The 18381-nt window shown below is 59.6% G+C and carries 16 protein-coding genes; 3 read left to right on the forward strand and 13 right to left on the reverse strand.

Going from position 1 to position 18381, the window contains the following annotated elements:
* From JQ586_RS41105 to JQ586_RS12145, 3 genes are all read right to left on the reverse strand, one after another.
* Positions 1-170: enoyl-CoA hydratase/isomerase family protein (locus tag JQ586_RS41105; RefSeq protein WP_283815441.1), on the reverse strand; the 170-nt coding region annotated here is incomplete at its 3' end.
* An 88-nt stretch (positions 171-258) separates the two neighbouring features.
* Positions 259-1407, reverse strand: a complete 1149-nt coding sequence (locus tag JQ586_RS12140; RefSeq protein ID WP_212394796.1) for an acyl-CoA dehydrogenase family protein — start codon at positions 1405-1407, stop codon at positions 259-261.
* A 15-nt stretch (positions 1408-1422) separates the two neighbouring features.
* Entirely contained in the window at positions 1423-2595 is a 1173-nt protein-coding gene (locus JQ586_RS12145; protein ID WP_312016956.1) for an ABC transporter substrate-binding protein, read from the reverse strand.
* A 237-nt stretch (positions 2596-2832) separates the two neighbouring features.
* Here JQ586_RS12145 and JQ586_RS12150 point away from each other — a divergent pair, with 237 nt between their 5' ends.
* Positions 2833-4446, forward strand: a complete 1614-nt coding sequence (locus JQ586_RS12150) for an AMP-binding protein (RefSeq protein ID WP_212394798.1) — start codon at positions 2833-2835, stop codon at positions 4444-4446.
* 29 nt (positions 4447-4475) lie between these two features.
* Here the strand turns inward: JQ586_RS12150 and JQ586_RS12155 are convergent, their stop codons facing one another.
* The 7 genes from JQ586_RS12155 to JQ586_RS12185 all read right to left on the reverse strand — a co-directional run bounded on the left by JQ586_RS12155 (position 4476) and on the right by JQ586_RS12185 (position 12372).
* Positions 4476-5117, reverse strand: a complete 642-nt coding sequence (locus JQ586_RS12155) for a TetR family transcriptional regulator C-terminal domain-containing protein (protein ID WP_212394799.1) — start codon at positions 5115-5117, stop codon at positions 4476-4478.
* Between the two features lie 542 nt (positions 5118-5659).
* Positions 5660-6340, reverse strand: a complete 681-nt coding sequence (locus JQ586_RS12160; RefSeq protein WP_312016957.1) for an ABC transporter ATP-binding protein — start codon at positions 6338-6340, stop codon at positions 5660-5662.
* A 7-nt stretch (positions 6341-6347) separates the two neighbouring features.
* Positions 6348-7109 (reverse strand): ABC transporter ATP-binding protein, encoded by a 762-nt coding sequence (locus tag JQ586_RS12165; protein WP_249147519.1) that lies wholly within the window; start codon positions 7107-7109, stop codon positions 6348-6350.
* Entirely contained in the window at positions 7106-8356 is a 1251-nt protein-coding gene (locus tag JQ586_RS12170; protein WP_212394802.1) for an ABC transporter substrate-binding protein, read from the reverse strand. Before JQ586_RS12170 ends, JQ586_RS12165 begins: the two co-directional genes overlap by 4 nt.
* 28 nt (positions 8357-8384) lie before the next feature.
* Positions 8385-9416: a branched-chain amino acid ABC transporter permease gene (locus tag JQ586_RS12175; RefSeq protein WP_212394803.1), complete on the reverse strand. Its 1032-nt coding sequence runs from the start codon at positions 9414-9416 to the stop codon at positions 8385-8387.
* Positions 9413-10279: a branched-chain amino acid ABC transporter permease gene (locus tag JQ586_RS12180; protein ID WP_212394804.1), complete on the reverse strand. Its 867-nt coding sequence runs from the start codon at positions 10277-10279 to the stop codon at positions 9413-9415. The genes JQ586_RS12175 and JQ586_RS12180 overlap by 4 nt, the downstream gene beginning before the upstream one ends.
* A 74-nt stretch (positions 10280-10353) precedes the next feature.
* Positions 10354-12372, reverse strand: coding sequence for an FAD-dependent oxidoreductase (locus tag JQ586_RS12185; protein ID WP_212394805.1), 2019 nt, complete (start codon positions 12370-12372; stop codon positions 10354-10356).
* Positions 12373-12622: 250 nt separating this feature from the next.
* On the opposite strand from JQ586_RS12185, the gene JQ586_RS12190 reads away from it, so the two are divergent.
* On the forward strand, positions 12623-13489 hold the full coding sequence (locus JQ586_RS12190; protein WP_212394806.1) for a FadR/GntR family transcriptional regulator: 867 nt from the start codon (positions 12623-12625) through the stop codon (positions 13487-13489).
* Positions 13490-13590: 101 nt separating this feature from the next.
* A complete protein-coding gene (locus JQ586_RS12195; RefSeq protein WP_212394807.1) occupies positions 13591-14574 on the forward strand; it encodes a fumarylacetoacetate hydrolase family protein in 984 nt (327 codons plus the stop codon).
* Positions 14575-14647: 73 nt separating this feature from the next.
* Here JQ586_RS12195 and prpB read toward each other — a convergent pair whose 3' ends face one another.
* Genes prpB through JQ586_RS12210 form a run of 3 tightly spaced genes read right to left on the reverse strand, consistent with a single transcriptional unit; the run spans position 14648 to position 18327 of the window.
* Complete coding sequence (prpB, locus tag JQ586_RS12200) at positions 14648-15568, reverse strand: methylisocitrate lyase (protein ID WP_212394808.1); 921 nt, start codon at positions 15566-15568, stop codon at positions 14648-14650.
* A gap of 7 nt (positions 15569-15575) precedes the next feature.
* Complete coding sequence (gene prpC, locus JQ586_RS12205; protein WP_212394809.1) at positions 15576-16760, reverse strand: 2-methylcitrate synthase; 1185 nt, start codon at positions 16758-16760, stop codon at positions 15576-15578.
* On the reverse strand, positions 16753-18327 hold the full coding sequence (locus JQ586_RS12210) for an MmgE/PrpD family protein (RefSeq protein ID WP_212394810.1): 1575 nt from the start codon (positions 18325-18327) through the stop codon (positions 16753-16755). The genes prpC and JQ586_RS12210 overlap by 8 nt, the downstream gene beginning before the upstream one ends.
* Positions 18328-18381 lie beyond the last annotated feature (54 nt).

Below are 18381 nucleotides of genomic sequence, written 5' to 3' on the forward strand. Positions count from 1 at the left end.
ACCACGACATTGACGGCGTGATCGTCGGCAAGGTCGTCCCAGATCGTGCGCAACTCGCGGATCAGCTTCTGATTGATCGCGTTGCGTGCCTGCGGCCGATTCAGGGTCACTATCGCGACTTTGTCGGCGACCTCGACCGTTAGACATTCGTATTTGGCGTAAAGGCTCATAGTTCACTCCAGCAGTGATAAGTATGCTTCTCGGCGCTTAAGCCCGCGGCCCAGCAAGTCCTCACAACGATCAATGTGCAACGGGCCCTCAAAGGGTCCGCGCAATGAGCTCCTTCATGACTTCGTTGGAGCCGCCCCAAATCTTCTGGATGCGTCCATCGCTCCACATCCTGGCGATGGGATATTCCAGCATATAGCCGTAACCGCCGTGCAGCTGCATGCAGTTGTCGATAGTCTCGCACTGCTTATCAGTCGCCCACCATTTCGCCATTGCGGCAGATTCCGGATCGAGTGTTCCGGCGATCAGCCGTTCGATGCAGCTTTCGACGAAAGTGCGGGTTACCGACGCCGCGGTCTTCGCTTCGGCCAGGACCATTCGGGTGTTCTGGAATTCCATCAGGCGCTTGCCGAAGACTTCCCGCTCCTTCACGTAGGCGATTGTCTCTGCAAGGGCAGCCTCGCTGAGCGCGAGCGCCTGCATCGCGATATTGATGCGCTCCTTGGCCAGCTGCTCCATCAATTGATAGAAGCCGCGCCCTTCGACACCGCCCAGCAGATTGTCGACCGGCACACGGGCTTCATCAAAGAATAGCTCGGCCGTGTCCTGCGCCTTGAGACCGACCTTGTCCAGCCGGCGGCCACGGCGGAATCCCACGGTCTTTTCGGTTTCGACAACCAAAAGGCTAAAGCCGCGAACACCGTTGCTATCGCTCGTATCAGTCTTCACGGCGAGACAAATCAGATCGGCCGTGTGCCCATGCGTGATAAAGGTCTTCTGGCCGTTAACGATGTAGTCATTTCCATCACGGCGCGCGTGGGTCCGAATGGCTCTCACATCTGAACCTGCGCCCGGCTCGCTCATGGCTAGCGCGGCGACCAGATCTCCCCTTGCCATCTGTGGCAGCCAGCGTCGCTTCTGCTCTTCTGTTCCGTACTGCACGAAATACGGCGCCAGAATTACATTCTGCAAGGGAATGCTGAAGTCTGGGAATGCAATCCGAGCCAGTTCCTCGATGATGACGGCCTCGTGCCAAAAATTGCCACCGCCGCCGCCGTATTCTTCCGGGCTGCTGGCGCAAAGCAAGCCAAGGGAGCCCGCCTTCCGCCAAAGCTCTCGATCAATGTAGCCTCTGGTACGCCACGCGTCTGCGTTTGGAACGACCTCTTCCGCAAGGAAGCGCCGGACGCTCGTGCGAAAGAGATCGAGTTCACCGTGGTCGAAAGCTGCTTTGGGCACGTGTCTAATCCGGGATTACTGCCCGACCAGGGGGCAACCGCCCTGATCGAGTGGCCGAACCGCCTTGTCCGCCGGGATCACGGCAATCTGCTTGTAGTAGTCCCACTCGCCTTTCGATTCCTTGGGCGACTTGACTTCAAACAGGTACAGATCGCGGAGAACTCGGCCATCCGCTCTTAACTTTGCATTGTGCGACATGAAATCGTTGATCGGCATTTCCCGCATCTTCGCCATCACCTTGTCAGGATCCTTGGAGCCCACCGCCTTGACGGCCTTCAGGTAGTGATTGACGACGCTGTAAGCTCCGGCCTGCACTTGGGTCGGCATGACCTTCATCCGATCATAGAACCGCTTGGCAAAAGCGCGTGTTTCGTCGTTCTGGTCCCAGTAGAACGCTTCAGCAACGATGATCCCTTGAGCATCCTTGAGCCCGACACCATGGATCGCATCGATGGTGGCCATCAGCGCAGCGAAGCGCTGCCCCTGTGCCTTAAGACCAAACTCTTCGCCCTGCTTCAGAACGGTCGCGAGATCCGCACCGGCCTCGACAAGGCCGATCACCTTTGCCTTGGAAGACTGAGCCTGGAGCAAAAACGAAGAAAAGTCTGTGGTCCCCGTCGGGGTCCGTACCGAACCAACGACCTTGCCGCCCGCAGATTTAACCGCCGTCGATGCATCACCCTCGAGGCTGCTGCCAAATACGGTATCGTTCGTTACAAAGAACCACGAATTTTCGCCTCGACCCACAAGGCCGGTCGTCGGACCGTGCCCCAGCGAGTAGGTATCGTAGGTCCACTGCGCGACGTAGGGTGAGCATTTTGCACCCGTCAGCTCCGAGCTTGCGGCCGCATTGAACAGCGCCAGCTTCTTCTTCGACCTGGTCATGTCGGCAATGGCCAGCGCCAAGCCCGAGAATGGCACATCGATGATCGTGTCGACGTTCTCTTCGTCGTACCACTTCCTCGCAATGGCTACGCCGACGTCGACCTTCAACTGAAAATCCGCCGAGACGATTTCGACCGGCTTACCAAGCACGAGCCCGGCATCTTCTGCGGCGAGCTTTGCGGCCTCAACGCTGCCCCTGCCGCCTGCGGCGGAATAAACCGAAGACTGGTCACCGAGGACACCGATCTTCACCGGCGTGTCTGCACCAGCCTGCGCCACCGCTGGCGCAAGAACAAACAACAATGCGCCTATCCACCTCCTCAGCATTCCCTGCACCTCCCGCCTGACGATTTTTGATTACAAGGCGCACAATGGCATAATTTGTCGAACGTTCAACAAAAATATTATTGCGTTTCCGTTTTGCTGACCTAGGATGGCCAACCAAAGCCGCCGGGGAACCGCTACGGCCCAAATTGCGTGGTTTGCGGTGACGTCAGATGCGGCGTAAGTGCGTTGAGAAACACAGGGATATCCGTGCAGGTGGCCAGAACAGTATTCGAAGCGTTTGAGGCCAGTGCTACGGCCGCGCCCGATAACGCCTTCGTATGTGTCCCTGAGGGTACTTCTTACGCGCCGGAAGGCTTTGAATGGACATACGGCGCGACCCTGGAACGGGTCGTCACCCTCGCTGATAATTATAGGCAGGCCGGATATGGGCTCGGGCATCGAGTTGCCTTGCTTCTTGAGAACAGACCCGATTACTACCTTCACCTGCTGGCACTTAATGCTGTTGGCGCCAGTGTTGTACCTGTCAATCCTGATCACCGGCATGCCGAACTGCTGTATCAGATGCAGCATAGCGGCGTCGTCCTGGCTGTTGTTTTACGGCACCATGTTGATCGAATGACAGCGGTCGCCGCGGAGTTGGCTGGTCAGTTCATTGTCATCTCGTCCGACCAAACGCCAAACCGCCTTCCCCCACCAGTGAAGCGCTCAATATCTGGCAGACTAGACCGAGATACCGAGGCTGGCGTTTTCTACACATCGGGAACCACCGGCCGTCCCAAGGGATGCCTGGTCACAAATGACTACTGGCTCTCCGCTGGTGAATGGTTCTTTACGCTGGCACAAGCCGGCGGCCGCTTCTCGATCGAACCAGGCCGCGATCGCCTATTCAATCCGATGCCTGTCTTCCACGTGCACGCTGGCGTCGTTGCATTGATGCCGATGCTCCTGTCGCAGGGTTGCGTAGTCCGTCCCGAGCATTTTTCGGCAAAGCGATGGTGGCGCGAAGTAACGAGCAGCCGGGCAACAATCGTTCACTACATCGGCGCTGTGCCACAAGCTCTGGTCGCGTTGGAGAAATCTGCCGACGAGCGCCGGCATCAGGTCCGGTTTGGTTTCGGCGCGGGCCTCGAGCCCGCCATACACGGCGCGTTTGAAGAACGGTTTGGAATACCTCACCTGGAGGTGTGGGGCATGACCGAGGTCGGTCGTTGGACGACGAACGATCACGAGCCGAGGCCAGTTGGCGCGCGCGCGATCGGACGACCAATTGCGCCGCTGGAAGTAAAGGTGGTCGATGAGTTCGACCGCGATGTGCCGTCGGATACGGAGGGGGAGCTTGTCGTTCGCCTCGCTGGCGAGAACCCTCGAAAGGGATTTTTTGCTGGGTATCTTGATGATGCAGCCGCGACCGAAGCCGGATGGCGCGGCGGTTGGTGGCATTCAGGCGACGTCGTCCGGCAAGATAAGAGCGGGATGATCTATTTCGTCGATCGTCGAAAGAACATGATCCGAAGGTCCGGCGAAAACATTGCGGCAACCGAGGTGGAAACCGTGTTGTGCCAGCATCCGAGCATCTCGCAGATCGCCATCGTAGGCGTTTCCGACGAGCGAACCGGTGAAGAGATTTTTGCCTGCATTGTGCCAACCCCCGGATGCAAGGCCGACCGTGAGCTCGCCCAAAGCATTTTGGATTACTGCAATGAACAACTCGCCTACTACAAGGCTCCGGGGTGGATTCTGTTCTTGGATCACTTGCCCGTCACAGCCACCGAAAAGATCAACAAAGCACAAATCTTTGCGCCCGGGCTTGACCCGAAGACTCTTGTCGGCGCGATCGATCTGCGTTCGGCCAAGAAGCGCCGCTGAACGACGAGGAGAGCGATGCTCTGGCCGGGTTAGGAATTTGAACGCGTCGAGGAAAAGAACGCATTGAGCAAATCATGGCACGCCGCCTCTCCCTCGGCAGCTGAAACTGTCTTTGGATCGGCAGCCCAGCCTGACCAAAGCCCTTCAGTCAACTGAGTAAGGGTGATTGCGAGACGCTCCGGGTTGATTTTCAAGCCACGCGAGGCGCCTGCTCGCGTCATGAGACGAGCCAGCCCCCGGCGGTAAGGACGGTACGCCTTTCGATAAATCTCGGCGAGTTCGGGCGACCAATGCGAGGTATTGGCGAGGGCCACCCAAACCAACACTCTTTCGGGCGTGAAAACCGGCGCGCGAAAGCATGCAGCGACGACAGCATGCAATCGGTCCAAGGGATCGTGGCCCGCGGCTTCAGCAGCCGCTCTCGTCGCTTGCTCGAAATCCTTGGCAACCTCTGCCACCGCGTGAAGCAGCAATGCGTCTTTGCTGGGAAAATAATGTCCGATTAGGCCACGCGAGAAACCGGCCGCCTCACAAATGGTCGCGACGGTAACGTCCTTGTACCCATGCTCAGCAATCGCCTTCATAACTGCGACCACAAACTCTTGGCGCTTCGGTTCCTGATCCGATGACCCTATCGGACGACCCCGTGCCCGCTTTGCGGCCTTGACCAAGTACTACTCCCCCGCGGCTAGCTCAATTTGTCAACCAAATCAGACGTCTAGAAGTCTATCTCATAGACGATACAACAAGGTCAAGCTCAGCAGCGGAATGCCGTCCAAGAGCGATCAGAACAGGAAGAACGGCTTGTGAATGACTGAACCCAACTACCTCGAACGCTCGACGGTACGCCTTCCGACAAGGCTAAATCGAACGCATGGAGCATCCAACGCACGTAAAAGCACGCACAGACGGCCTGTACCCAGGAGTGTTCGGCACTTACGGACAGCAACGTTTCCGACGGTGAAGATCTTGCGACCTTGGTAGATCTTGTTCGTAAAGACCAGCTTCATCCGAAAATCGGGATGCCCAGGGATTAGTCGGAGACCGCGTCCGTTCTGTTATCTCTGCGTGATCGGCAGATACGTAGCAACGCCGCACTCACACGCTCAGGAAACTGAGATGAGTTCGGGAGGCCATGGGTTTCTCCCAACGGCAATCGGACCTTCCGCCCAGGGTCCCGGCGCGGCAGGTTCCGAGTTTGGCACCCGAAGGCTTAAAGGCCCAAAAATGTTCTTTGTGCCATCTCATCATCCAGAAGCGACGAGGTCGGCGTTTGCATCACTATCCTTCCGTTGACCATCACCAGGGCCAGTTCTGCAATCGCCGCAGCTACGCGAAGGTTCTGCTCGACCAGCAAGAGGCCGATGCCGGTTCGGCAAATGTCGGCGATCAAGCTGACAAGTTGATCGACGAAGATTGGCGCGACCCCTTCCGTGGGCTCGTCCATGATCAGCATTTTCGGGTTGGTGCGAAGCGCGCGTGCGATCGCCAGCATCTGCTGCTCGCCACCCGACAGCTGTGTTCCGAGATTCGTTCGCCGCTCGCTCAACCTGGGAAATCGCTCCCATATGCGTTCAAGCGTGTAGGGCTCGGCCGCACGCGGCGAAACGACCAACAGATTCTCTTCGACCGTGAGCGAACCGAAGATGCGGCGCCCTTGCGGCACATATCCGATGCCTCTTGCAGCGACCTGCTCCGGCCTGCGACCATCGACGCGCCGCCCATCAAGTTCGATCGTGCCGGCTGCGATGCCGACCAATCCCATGATCGCTTTGCACAATGTGGTCTTGCCGACTCCGTTCCGGCCAACAAGCGCCAGCGGCTTGGTCACGCAATTGAGGCTGACACCATCCAACACCATGGCAGAGCCGAACTGAACCGTGATGTCGCGCACGCTGAGACTAGCTCCCATTGTACGCTCCCATGTAGATCGCGTGGACATCCGCATTGCGGCTTATTTCCGCGGACGTACCCTGCGCGACGACGCGCCCATTATGGAGCAGAGTGACCCGGTCGGAAAACCCAAGTGCGAACTCCATATCGTGCTCGATCATCACCAAGGTGAGGGTGCAGTCGAGGCCGGTCAGGATTTCGCGCAGTTCGGCCCGTTCCGCTGCCGACAGACCGGCCGCAGGTTCGTCGAGTAGGATGATCTTTGGATTGCCAGCAAGCGCACACGCGATCTCCAGCTGCCGCTTCTCGCCATGGGACAGCGTATCGGCCCCACGGCCGGCGACCGACGCGAGGCCCAACCGACTGATCAGCGCCCGTGCTTCTGTACGGGCACTGCTGGTCAGGCGGCGGCGAACGGATAGACGCTCCGCCGATGCTCCCAGCACCGCCAGCGCCGCATTGTCGAGTACCGATAGATTACCGACGACGTTCGAGGTCTGGAAGGTGCGCCGCAGCCCGAGCCGTACTCTCTCGTGTGCCGCCAGCCCAGCGACATCGGCTCCGAACACACGAATGACCCCTCCCGTCGGTTTCAGCACGCCTGCAGCGAGCGCAAACAAGGTGGACTTACCAGCACCATTGACGCCAATGAGCCCATGGCGTTCTCCGGGTTTGATCGCAAGCGTGACGCCGTTCAGCACCGCAAGCGCGCCAAAGGACTTGCGGACGGCCTCGAACTCGAGCGCGTAGCGCTGCCGCCCACCCGTCATGGACACGACGGATTGTCCCGCGATGCTGGTCCCATTGCGATGAACTTGGCAGGCTCCATGCCGAGGGTCTGGTTCACCCCCTTGATCCGCCGTACCACGTGGTTGACGAGCAGGCCTGGACTGCGCTCGTAAACCTCGGTCACAAAGTTGTCGGTGATTGCCTGTCTGTTGGCGTCGAGATGGACGTCACCGCCCGTCGGCGCATCAAAGTTCAGCTTCGCCAGGACCGCGTTGAGTTTCACGTGGCCATCCGCAAGATCGCCATCCACCCGGCTGAGGCCGTCGAGCAGGGCGTGCGTATTCAGATAGTAGGTGTAGGCAGCAAGCGAAGGAGAGCCCAGACCGTCCGGAAATTTGGCCTTATAGGTCGCCGCATAGTCGTCCCACCCCTTGCTGTCCAGTCCGTCGGCCACCGGGCTGGCCGACGGCGTGCCGATGAAGTATTTCTTGAAGCGCCCCTTCGCGCCGAGAATGGTTTGATCCGCAGTGAAAGTGCCTGCGATCATCGGCTTTTCAATTCCGCCCTGCTGCATCTGCGTGAGAAAGTTCACCGCATCTGCGCCCGACAACCCCACGAACAAGGCGTCGATATCGCGGGGTAGCGATGCCACGACCGAACTGTAGTCCTTCTGCCCAATCGGCACCCACGACTTGGACACCACATGCCCCCCGAGCGCACAGAACTCGGTCATGAAGCCGAATACCTGCGTGTAGGGGAACGAATAATCCTCGGCGACAACGGCAACTCGCCGATATCCCTTTTCGGTGAAAGCGTAGCGTCCCAGTCCCGCCATCCATTGAGCGCCATCGCCCGAAAACCGAAAAAAGTTCGACGCTGGATTTCGCAGCGTGGTGTCCTGCGCGGCCGACGTGCCGTTAACGAACGTGACGTTAGGGTGCGATTTCGCGTATTCCTTGACCGCGATACCCTCGTCGCCCGAAAGCGGACCGACGACCAGATCGACGCCGTCGCTTTCCACGAGCTTTCGCACCGCAGATACCGCGGAATCCGGCGTTGCATCCGACGACGCCTTCGTAAGCACGATCGGATGTCCACTGACGCTGCCATTCGCCTCGGCCATCGCCTGTTCCACACCCCGCATCGCCTCTTGCCCGAGTGCGGCAAACGCCCCGCTGAGTGTCGCAACTACGCCAACCTTGATCGGCTTCCTGTCCTCCGCGGAGGCGCCACTCACCCCAAGCGCGACTAACGAACCGACTAACAACTTATAATTGTATTTTCTCATGACTTCCTCCCTCACTTGTAGTTGACGGTTATTGTCCGATGCTTGATGGGCCTCCGATGCGCTCTTTGCGTGCGGCGCAACGACAGTGCTTCACTCTCGCCAGCGCCTTTGTCCCATCGCGTGGCCAAACCAGCAGCCCAGCGACGCCGTTGGGCGACAGGACGACCACGGCGAGGAAGATGGACCCCACCAAGGTCTGGAATCGCTCACTGCCCGCCAGATCGATCGCGTAGTTGTCGAGGAGCACGTAGAGAAACGCACCAAGGAAGGCATTGATCGGTCGCTGAATGCCGCCGAGCACTGCGACGATGAGAGTGCCGATGATACTGGAAACACCGATCGCCCCTGGCGATATCCGCGCGTGATACCACAACAGCAGAATGCCGCCGCAACTGGCCAGCGCGCCCGCGAGCATCGCAGCGACCACCTTCAGCACGCCCACGCTGTAACCGTCCGCTTCGGTTCGTTCTGGACTGGACCCTACGGCCCGCAGCGCCAGACCGAGCGGAGTTTCCTCGAGGTAGGCGACCAGAACGCAGGATACGATCACGATCGCGAGGCACAGGTAGTAAAATGGGATTCCGTCGTTGAACGCCAGGCCGAGCAGCTGGGGATGTCCGATTGATATCCCCCTGAATCCACCGAAGATCGAGTAGTTCTGCCGCGCCAGATAGAAAACCGACATGCCGATGGCCAAGGTGATCATCAGGCAGTTCACACCGCGCGTGCGCGCGGCAAGCGTACCGACGGCTCCCGAATAGAGGATTGAGATCACGAATGCGGCCGGAACGGCTGCAACCATGCTCCACCCCGGGCCGAGGTTGACATCGTTCGGCCCCAGGTAGGCAAGGGCATAGGATGCAACGCCGGCGACACTGGTCTGCGCCAACGAAAGCTGTCCGCTGTAGCGCATCAGGAAGGACAAGCTTGCAGCAACCATGCCCAGGCAGAGCGACTGGATCGCAATCTGAGTGAGCCAGAACGGAGACAGGAAGCCTGGCAGAACGATCATCAACCCGCAGGCCGCGATGGCAGCGCCCAGATTTCTGCTTGCCATCATGCAACACCTCGCGAACCACGAATGCCATCCGGTCGGATCGCAAGAACCGCAACCATCAGGGCAAAGGTCAGCACGACGCTATAGGTCGGAAGATATGCGAGGCCAAACTGCTCTAGAAGACCAACCAACAGAGCGCCGATTGCCGCGCCCGAGAGGCGACCGACCCCGCCGATGATGACGACAATCAAGGACATCAACAGAAAGTGGGTATCGTCCCCCGGTGCGAGCGACAGCACGGACCCGCAGACCACGCCCGCAATCCCAGCCATCGCGCCGGCCAGCGCCGCTGCGAAGGCAAACACGGAAAGGATGGGAACGCCGAGCGCACGCACTATGGAGGAATCGTCGACTCCGGCTCTGATCATCATCCCGAGCCGGGTGCGGACGAGCAAAAGCCACAGTAGGATCGCAGCCACCACAGCAAGAAGAAGAGTGCTGACGCGAAGGAATGAATAACCACCGATCGGAGACAGGACGATCGTCCAGTCAAGCTGAGGCGGGGGTTCGATCTGGTAGGTCTCCGCGCCCCAGGCCGCCAGCATCTGGTCTGCAACAATCGTCGAGACTGCGATCGATGCGAGGGCCTGCCGCAACGTCTGCCCGTCGTAGCGAGCCAGCAGAAGCTGATGAAGCAGCAGGCTGCCCAACGCTGCGGCTGCGCCGCCTCCCAGCGCTCCGAGAACCCATGACCCGGTCTGTTCGGAGACAGTGTATCCGACGTAGCCGCCTAGCAGATAGAACGAACCGTGCGCCAGGTTGACTGTCCGCATCAGGCCGAATGTCAGACTGAAACCCGTCGCGACGAGAAAATACAGAGACGCAAGAGTAATGCCGTTCAGGAAAACCAACGCCAATTGATTCATGGCTGGCCTCGCGCAATCGTTTCGGGTCGGGGGCGTACGAGCGGTCGGCGTCCCACGCCGACTGCACATTTTCCCTAGAGCCGCCGGCCGGCGCGATGCCCTTCGTAGACCGCCTCGTAGGTTCCGCGAGGCGCAACTGCATCGCCGATGGTCTCGACGCTTATGCCGCGCTCCATCAACAACCCGTGCAACGCATTTTCGGATCGGCGGCCTGTGACCATCACGATGGTGTCCGCCCTCACCGTCCTCGTTTGCTTGCCGAAGTGGACGTTCTGGATTGTAACCTTGTTACCGTCGATGCTCGCCACCGCATGGTTCACGATCGATTCGACATTGGTCTCGAAGATTTTGGGCAGAATCCAGTCGTGGTAGACGTCATACAGCGTATCCATGCCGATCATCGGCCAACGACTGACCATCCGCACCGTGTCGACGCCCTGCAGCCTCATCTTGACCGCCGTCAACGGCGCGATGGCATTGGAGATATCGTCGATCACGAGGACCTCGCCGCGTGGTTTGACCTGGCCCGTTACGATTGCGTCCCACCCCACGCAATTGGCTGATTCCCAGCCAGGCAGCGCCGCACCGGTCCATCCCTGAAAGCCGTCCACGCAGACGCTGGCACCCGTCGCCACAACAACATGGCCCGGCTTTTCGGCAGAAATGATGTCGTCGATATTATCGCCGGTTATCTCAACCCCGCGCTTGATCACCGCTCCGTTCTTCTGAGCCTGGCCACTTAGCCACGTTGCGATACTGTTGAACTCCGACCGATCGGGAAGCAGCGACTGCAACCGCACGTGGCCACCTGTTTCTGCTTCCTTTTCGTAGAGCACGACCTCGTGTCCTCGTGCCGCAGCGACGCGTCCGTACTCCAGACCCGCGGGGCCTCCGCCGATGACCACAATCTTCTGGGGCTTGGCGACGCGAATAAGGGTGCCCTCGCCCCACGCCCCCTCGCGACCGATCGTTGGATTGTAGACGCATTGCACCCGCTGTCCCGTTGCCGCCTGTTTCCAGCACAGGTTGGCGGCGACGCAACGCCTGATGTCGTCCTCGCGCCCCTCCCTTGCCTTGTTGGCCCATTCGGGATCTGTGAACAGCTGCCGCGCCAGACAGATCGCGTCGCCCGAACCCGCAGCCAGCAGTTCTTCGGCGACTTGCGGCGTCGTGATTCGGCCAACCAAAAGCACAGGCTTGTTGGATACCTTGCGGATCGAGCCGGCGAGATCGCGCTCCCAACCGCCCTCGAAATGCATCGGCGTATGAATGAACGTATGATGCACACCCGCGGAGACGCTGACATAGTCCAAGTCAGCTTGACTCTCGAGCGCGGGCACAATCTTGAGAACGTCCTCGAGTTCGAGGTCGCCGGGCCAAAAGGAGGTTGAGTTAATGCGATAGCCCATGAACGGCGCACTACCGATCGCCTTGCGGATCGCGCCCATGGCTTCAACGGGAAAACGCAGGCGGTTTTCGAACGACCCTCCCCAACGATCCGTACGCTTGTTGTACAACGGCGAAAGGAATTGCCAGGGCAAATAGCCGTGGCTCATATGAAATTCGACACCGTCAAGGCCGGCCGCAATCGCACGCTGCGCTGCGGTTCCGTACGCAGCAATAATCTCCTCGATTTCTCCCTCATCCATTGCCTTTGGCGTGATGCCACCAGGGTACTCACCGAGCGGGACCTGGCTGGGCGAGAGCGAATACCACGTGTTGTCGAAATCCGCCTCCGGCTGCATCTTCGGCGCGGGAGTTCCGCGCACGCCTGAATGCCACAGCTGGATCGCAAGCTTCGCGCCTTCGGCGTGCACAACGTCGGCGATCTTCTTAAGCGGCTCGATATTGGCGTCGTTAAAGAGCTGCGGAGTTTGCAGCGGAGCAGCAAGCGACGTGGGATGTACATGGGTCGCGCCAATGATGATCAGGCCGACCCCGCCTCTTGCACGCTCCCTGTAGTAGTTGGTCGCCATGTCGGTGAGCACCCCACCATGAACCCACGTGGGGCACGTTGGGGGAAACACAACGCGATTCTTGATCGCGGTATTCCTGATCGCCCACGAAGAAAACAGGCGCTTGTATGCCGTCATCGTCCCTCTCCTCCCTCGGCTGATGGCGCCCCACAGAATGCTGCGAGCCATCAGCTGCATTGGTTCGCGCTATTGGCGACCGTTTCCAATCCATTAGTAGATCAGAAATGAACCATTCGCAACTTTTTTTAGAACCAATTGGCGCGAATCTCCCATCGCATTGTTTTTGTTGCAATATAAGGTGCGCAAAGGACAGCGCCGGCTCCTTCGGGATGCACTTCGATGCTTGCTCTTCGGAAGGAGGACCATTATGGGTTTTGCAGAGGAGCCACGGCGCACCATTTGGCCAAGCGCCGACCACCAAATGACCGATCGCGCCATAAATCCTAACCATCAGAGAACCACCCCGGCCGCCCGGACCGGGAACGTCCGGGATCATTCCCGCAACGCCTCGCGAGAGGTCCGGCGCTTCATCGAAAGCTGCGTCGCTAACGGCAGCCTCAAAGCAGGCGACAAAATTCCGAACGAACGGGACCTGGCCACTCAGTTCGCAACCGGCCGAAACACCATACGGAAGGTCCTCATATCGCTCGAGGCCGAAGGGCTGGTCGAACGGCACGTGGGCCGCGGGACTTTCCTCACCGGCACCCAACCAGACCGCACAGGATCCCTGACGGATGATAGGCGGACTTCCTATCCGTTGACGCCAGCAAACGAGCCCGTAACGCCAGAATTTATCAGTCGCGCTGGGCCGCTGGATTTGATGGAATTACGAATCGCCGTCGAACCGTATATCGCCCAGCAATGCGCCCTTCGTGCAGGGTCTGACGAAATCTCGCGGATGCAGAACGCGATTGATCGGTCCAGGGTAGCAAGCAGCCTGTGGGAGTTCGAAAACTGCGACGACGACCTCCACCGCGAAATCGCATCTGCGTCGCGCAATCCGCTGTTCATCGCAATCGCCGATATGATCACCTCGGTCAGAACAGCCGGCGAATGGGGGGTTCTAAAGGAACGCACCCTTTCCGAAGAGCAAAAAGGCATTCATACGGAAGAACACGTCGCGATCGTCTCGGCGATCCGCCAACGTGACGCGACAGCCGCGAAGCGCGAGATGGAAAAACACCTCCAAAGTGTGCTCAGCGGAATGCTTCAAGCCCGCCCCGCATCAAAATAGAACCCTCTCCAAAGGCCCTCCTCAATTGGTCTTGAACTTCGTACATTTTTGGTCCACAATTAGCATAGTTTTGGATCAAGAATTGCGAGGGAGGACGCAGCATGAAGGTTGTGCGGTTTCGACAAGCAGGCGGCGAACCTCGCCTGGGCTTCTTGGTAGGCGAGACCGTCGTCGCCCCCATCTTGTCGGCGCAACTCTCTGCGGAAGAGCGGAGCCTGTTTCGAGACACCGTTAGCTTCATCAATTCCGGAGAACGCGGAATCTCGTTGGGAAATCATATCGTTCGGAAGGCAGGATCGAACGAGCAATTCAGACTTTCTGACGTAACGCTGGCCGCGCCGATCGTGCCTTCGACCATCCTATGCTCCGGCAGCAACTACCGCGACCACAACGCGGAGAAGGCAAATGCTCCCACAAGCGGCAAGGAGCCCGAGTTCTTCATCAAGTCGGCCGACTCAGTCGTTGGTCCGAACGATTTCATCATCCACGACCCCGCCCTTACGATGAAGCTCGACTGCGAAACAGAACTTGCAATCGTGATCGGAAAATCCGGCCGGCACATCCCGCTCGAGCGCGCTCTCACCCACGTGTTTGGATATACGATTTGCAACGACGTGACCGCGCGTGATCGCCAGGTCCGCCGGGCGGATAACGGAACGATCTGGTATGACCTTGGACGAGGCAAGGCATTCGACACGAGTGCTTGCATTGGCCCGTGCATCGTCACAGCGGACGAAATCGGCGACCCACAACGACTTCATCTATCCACCCGAATTAACGGCGAGTTGCGGCAAAACGCGAATACGTCGGAAATGATCTGGAATTGCGCTTCGTTGATTCACAGCCTGTCGGTTAACTTCACTCTAAAGCCCGGCATGGTCATCATTACGGGGACGCCTGCAGGAACTGCTTGGTCAACTGACAAGGAACTTGGCGGCACATGGACTGGCTCCGCGAGCCTGATTCCTGCGACGCGATATTGCATGCCTGGCGATCTGATCGAATGCACCATCGACAAGATCGGCACGTTAACCAATTCGGTCACGGCTTTCGCAGAGACGCCAACCAATGCTTACGAGATCTAGCAAGAAAAAGGGCCGTAATTTGTAGATGCAAACGGGACAATCGCTGCTGCGCCGGCTACCGTATCGCGCGACACTATTCCGACGGTGCGCGAGTTGGAACGATGGTTTGTACGATCGAAGCATCTAACGCCTCGTAACGCGGCAGCCCGATGAGATCGTAGAGTTCGGCGCGAGTCTGCATTTTCCCGACGATCTTGTGAGCACCGCCATCCCGTCGCAGCGTGGCAAAGAGATCAGCTTGAGCTCTGTTTGCCATGCGCAACGAGGAGACGGGCCAAATGACCATTCGATACCCCATCTCCTCGAACTCCGAAGCGGTAAAAAACGGCGAGCGACCGAATTCGGTCACGTTCGCCAGTAACGGCACCCCGGGCACTCGCCGCGCGAATTCGCAGAACATCTCGGCGCTGGTCAACGCCTCCGGAAAAATCGCATCCGCGCCTGCCTCAACATAGAGTTTTGCGCGGGCGACTGCTCCATCGAGTCCCTCGCTCGCCGCGGCGTCGGTACGAGCGATCAAATAGAGATGCCGCCTGGCCTTGTTGGCCGCGGCGACCTTGGCGGCCATATCGCGCGGATCGGCAAGCTTCTTGTCGTTCAGATGACCGCACTTCTTGGGGAGCAACTGATCTTCTATGTGAATCGCGGCGGCGCCGGCGTCCTCGAAGCAGCGCACAGTGTGCATGACGTTGAGCACTTCCCCGTAGCCGGTATCTGCGTCCACCAGCACGGGCAGACCGCTCGCCCGGACCACCTGACGGATGAAGAACGTGACCTCGTCGACCGTTATGATGCCAAGATCCGGTATCCCCATCGAGGCCGTCATTGCAGCACCGGAAAGGTATGACGCCTCGAAACCAGCGGCTTTCGCCTGAAGCGCCGCCATTCCATTGTGAGTCCCAGGGATTTCAAGGATCCCCTTGCGCTCCAGCAGCTTGCGGAATTGCAATCCTGGCAGTTCTGACGGTATGTCCGATGCAAGAATATAAGGCATGATTTCCTCAAGCCGCATGAGAGACGGTTGCTTGTCCTCGCTCCTGCAGCGGGACGAATTTGCGCGGTTCCGGTCCGACGTAATTGGCGGACGGTCGGATGATCTTGTTATCGGCTCGCTGTTCAACCACGTGCGCAGCCCATCCCGTGGAGCGCGATATCACGAAGAGCGGCGTGAACATTGCCGTCGGTAGTCCGAGTAGATGGTAGGAGACGGCGCTAAACCAGTCGAGGTTGGCGAACATCTTCCTGGCTTCGGCCATGACGCGCTCGATCCGCTCAGCGACCTCGAACATACGGGTTGCGCCGGCTTCCCTGCTGAGCTGGCAGGCGGTCCGCTTGATCACCTGGTTTCTGGGATCGGCGATCGTATAGACGGGGTGCCCGAAGCCGATAATGACCTCTTTCGCCTCGATACGGCGGCGGATATCGAGTTCCGCCTGGTCCGGATCGGAATAGCGCTGTTGGATCTCGAAGGAAACCTCATTGGCGCCCCCGTGCTTTTGACCCCGCAGCGCGCCGATCGCGCCGGTGATCGCCGAGTACATGTCCGCGCCCGTCCCCGCGATGGAGCGGGCGGTGAACGTGGACGCATTGAATTCGTGCTCGGCGTACAGGATGAGCGACGTGTTCATTGCGCGGATGTGGCTGGCGGGTGCCCGCATTCCGTGAAGCAGGCGCAGAATATGGCCTGCGACCGTTTCATCGTCCGTTTCGACGTCGATGCGGCGACCGTTGAGCGCATAGTGATACCAGTAGAACAGCATCGAGCCGAGCGAAGCCAGCAACCTGTCGGCAACTTCCCTGGCCGCCGCGGGACTGTGATCGGGTGCTTCGGGAAGCGTGCATCCGAGGGCCGAGACGCCGCTTCGCAGAACATCCATCGGATGTGCCGAAGCGGGCAGTGCCTCGAGCGTCGCGCGCACTGCTGTCGGAAGTCCGCGCCTGCTTTTCAAGCGACCCCTGTAGGCCGTGAGTTGTGCGGCCGTAGGCAGCTCGCCATGCACCAGGAGATGGGCGATTTCCTCGAACTCGCAGCTCTCCGCAACGTCGAGTATGTCGTAGCCGCGGTAGTGGAGGTCGTTTCCGGTGCGGCCAACCGTGCACAGTGCGGTGTCACCCGCCACGACGCCGGACAGAGCCACTGATTTCTTTCGAGTGCGCCCCTCCTGGGCGACGGCGATTTCAGTCATCCTTTCCCTCCCGTGCGTTCGCAACGGTTCGTCGTTCGGCGCGTTGACCGGCATCGGTCCAATCGAAGATACCCGTCCGTCGGGTCTCGGTGGCCAGCTTGAGGTTGGCCACGAAGTTCAAATGGGTGAGCTGGCCGGCTCTCAGGCGAGAAAAGCCCTCAACCGTTTCCAGGAACCGATCCTGCTCGGTCGAAGCAACGACCCCGTCCGAAAGCATCAGGAATTTCCTGACGTAATCGGCGCGGACGAACGGGCGCGCACCGAGCGGGTGGGCGTCGGCCACTGCGATTTCGTCCTCGATTGACCCGCCCGTATCGAGAGTGACCACCACGCGAGCGCCGAACGCCTTCTCATTGGGATCGGCGCTGTGATAGCGGTGGGTCCACAGCGGATCTTCCACCGTCCTTACCTTGTGCCAGAGGGTGACCGTTGCGGGCCGCCTGGCACGCTCCGGCGCATAGGAGTGCTCGTGATGCCAGCCGCCATCCTCGAGAGCGACGGCGAAGATGTACATGATCGAGTGATCAAGGGTTTCGCGGGTCGCGTCCGGATCCATCTTCTGCGGATCGTTGGCACCGGTTCCGATCACGTAATGCGTGTGATGGCTGGTGTGTATGACGATCTCGCGGACACGGTTCAAGTCGCCGATCCTCGGTGCCAGCCTGCGCGCGAGGTCGATCAAGGCCTGGCTCTGGTATTCGGCAGAATGCTCCTTCGTATAGGTGTCCAGGATCGCCCGCTTGGCTTCGCCAGGCGCCGGCAGAGGCACGCGATAGGTTGCCTTGGGTCCGCTGAGCAGCCAGGCGATGAAGCCGTCCTCGCCTTCCCAGGCCGGAGAAGGTGCGCCCTCGCCACGCATGGCTCTATCCACGGCCTCCACCGCCATCTTGCCCGCGAAAGCCGGAGCATAGGCTTTCCAGCTCGAGATCTCGCCTTTCCGGGACTGCCGGGTCGTAGTGGTGACGTGCAGAGCCTGCTGCACCGCCTGATAGGTCAACTCGGTCGACAAACCGAGGAGAGTGCCGATCCCCGCGGCTGCTGCGGGACCGAGGTGGGCGATGTGATCAATCTTGTGTTCATGCAGGCAGATACCCTTCACGAGATTGACGTGGATCTCGTAAGCGGTTGCGATTCCCCGCACCAGGTCGGCACCGGACCGGTTGCAATGCTGCGCAACCGCTAGTAACGGCGGGATGTTGTCGCCGGGGTGCGAGTAATCCGCGGCGAGAAAGGTGTCGTGGTAGTCGAGCTCGCGTACGGCCACACCGTTCGCCCACGCGGCCCATTCGGGGGAGACCGACACGCCGAAACACCCGAACAGCGATGCCCTGCCAGCTCCGACGCCCTGGTGCGCGAAGGCCTGCGCCCGCGCGCTCGCCACGGGGCGCCGCGTCAGAGACGCGGCTGCCACCGCGGCATTGTCGATGATGCGGTTGCCGATCATCTCGGCGACCGGCTGATCCACCGACACGTCATCGCAGGCGACTTCGGCGATCCTCCAGGCGAGTTGCTCCGTCTTCGCAAATTGGTCTCTCGAGGGGTGAACGCGGACCACGTGCTGTATCATTCTTTGCACCTTCGTTTGACTTGTGCAAACCTAGCAAAGGCGCCCATCAAGGGG

This window comes from Bradyrhizobium jicamae, assembly GCF_018130215.1.
In the GTDB taxonomy this organism is placed as follows: domain Bacteria; phylum Pseudomonadota; class Alphaproteobacteria; order Rhizobiales; family Xanthobacteraceae; genus Bradyrhizobium; species Bradyrhizobium jicamae_A.

What these genes read in the sequence shown, in the direction of transcription:
- JQ586_RS12170 (WP_212394802.1), bottom strand. Translation starts at nt 8,356, where the DNA reads ATGAGAAAATACAATTATAAGTTGTTAGTCGGTTCGTTAGTCGCGCTT.
- prpB (WP_212394808.1), bottom strand. Translation starts at nt 15,568, where the DNA reads ATGCCTTATATTCTTGCATCGGACATACCGTCAGAACTGCCAGGATTG.
- JQ586_RS12210 (WP_212394810.1), bottom strand. Translation starts at nt 18,327, where the DNA reads ATGATACAGCACGTGGTCCGCGTTCACCCCTCGAGAGACCAATTTGCG.
- JQ586_RS12165 (WP_249147519.1), bottom strand. Translation starts at nt 7,109, where the DNA reads ATGACGGGTGGGCGGCAGCGCTACGCGCTCGAGTTCGAGGCCGTCCGC.
- JQ586_RS12190 (WP_212394806.1), top strand. Translation starts at nt 12,623, where the DNA reads ATGGGTTTTGCAGAGGAGCCACGGCGCACCATTTGGCCAAGCGCCGAC.
- JQ586_RS12180 (WP_212394804.1), bottom strand. Translation starts at nt 10,279, where the DNA reads ATGAATCAATTGGCGTTGGTTTTCCTGAACGGCATTACTCTTGCGTCT.
- JQ586_RS12175 (WP_212394803.1), bottom strand. Translation starts at nt 9,416, where the DNA reads ATGATGGCAAGCAGAAATCTGGGCGCTGCCATCGCGGCCTGCGGGTTG.
- JQ586_RS12195 (WP_212394807.1), top strand. Translation starts at nt 13,591, where the DNA reads ATGAAGGTTGTGCGGTTTCGACAAGCAGGCGGCGAACCTCGCCTGGGC.
- prpC (WP_212394809.1), bottom strand. Translation starts at nt 16,760, where the DNA reads ATGACTGAAATCGCCGTCGCCCAGGAGGGGCGCACTCGAAAGAAATCA.
- JQ586_RS12185 (WP_212394805.1), bottom strand. Translation starts at nt 12,372, where the DNA reads ATGACGGCATACAAGCGCCTGTTTTCTTCGTGGGCGATCAGGAATACC.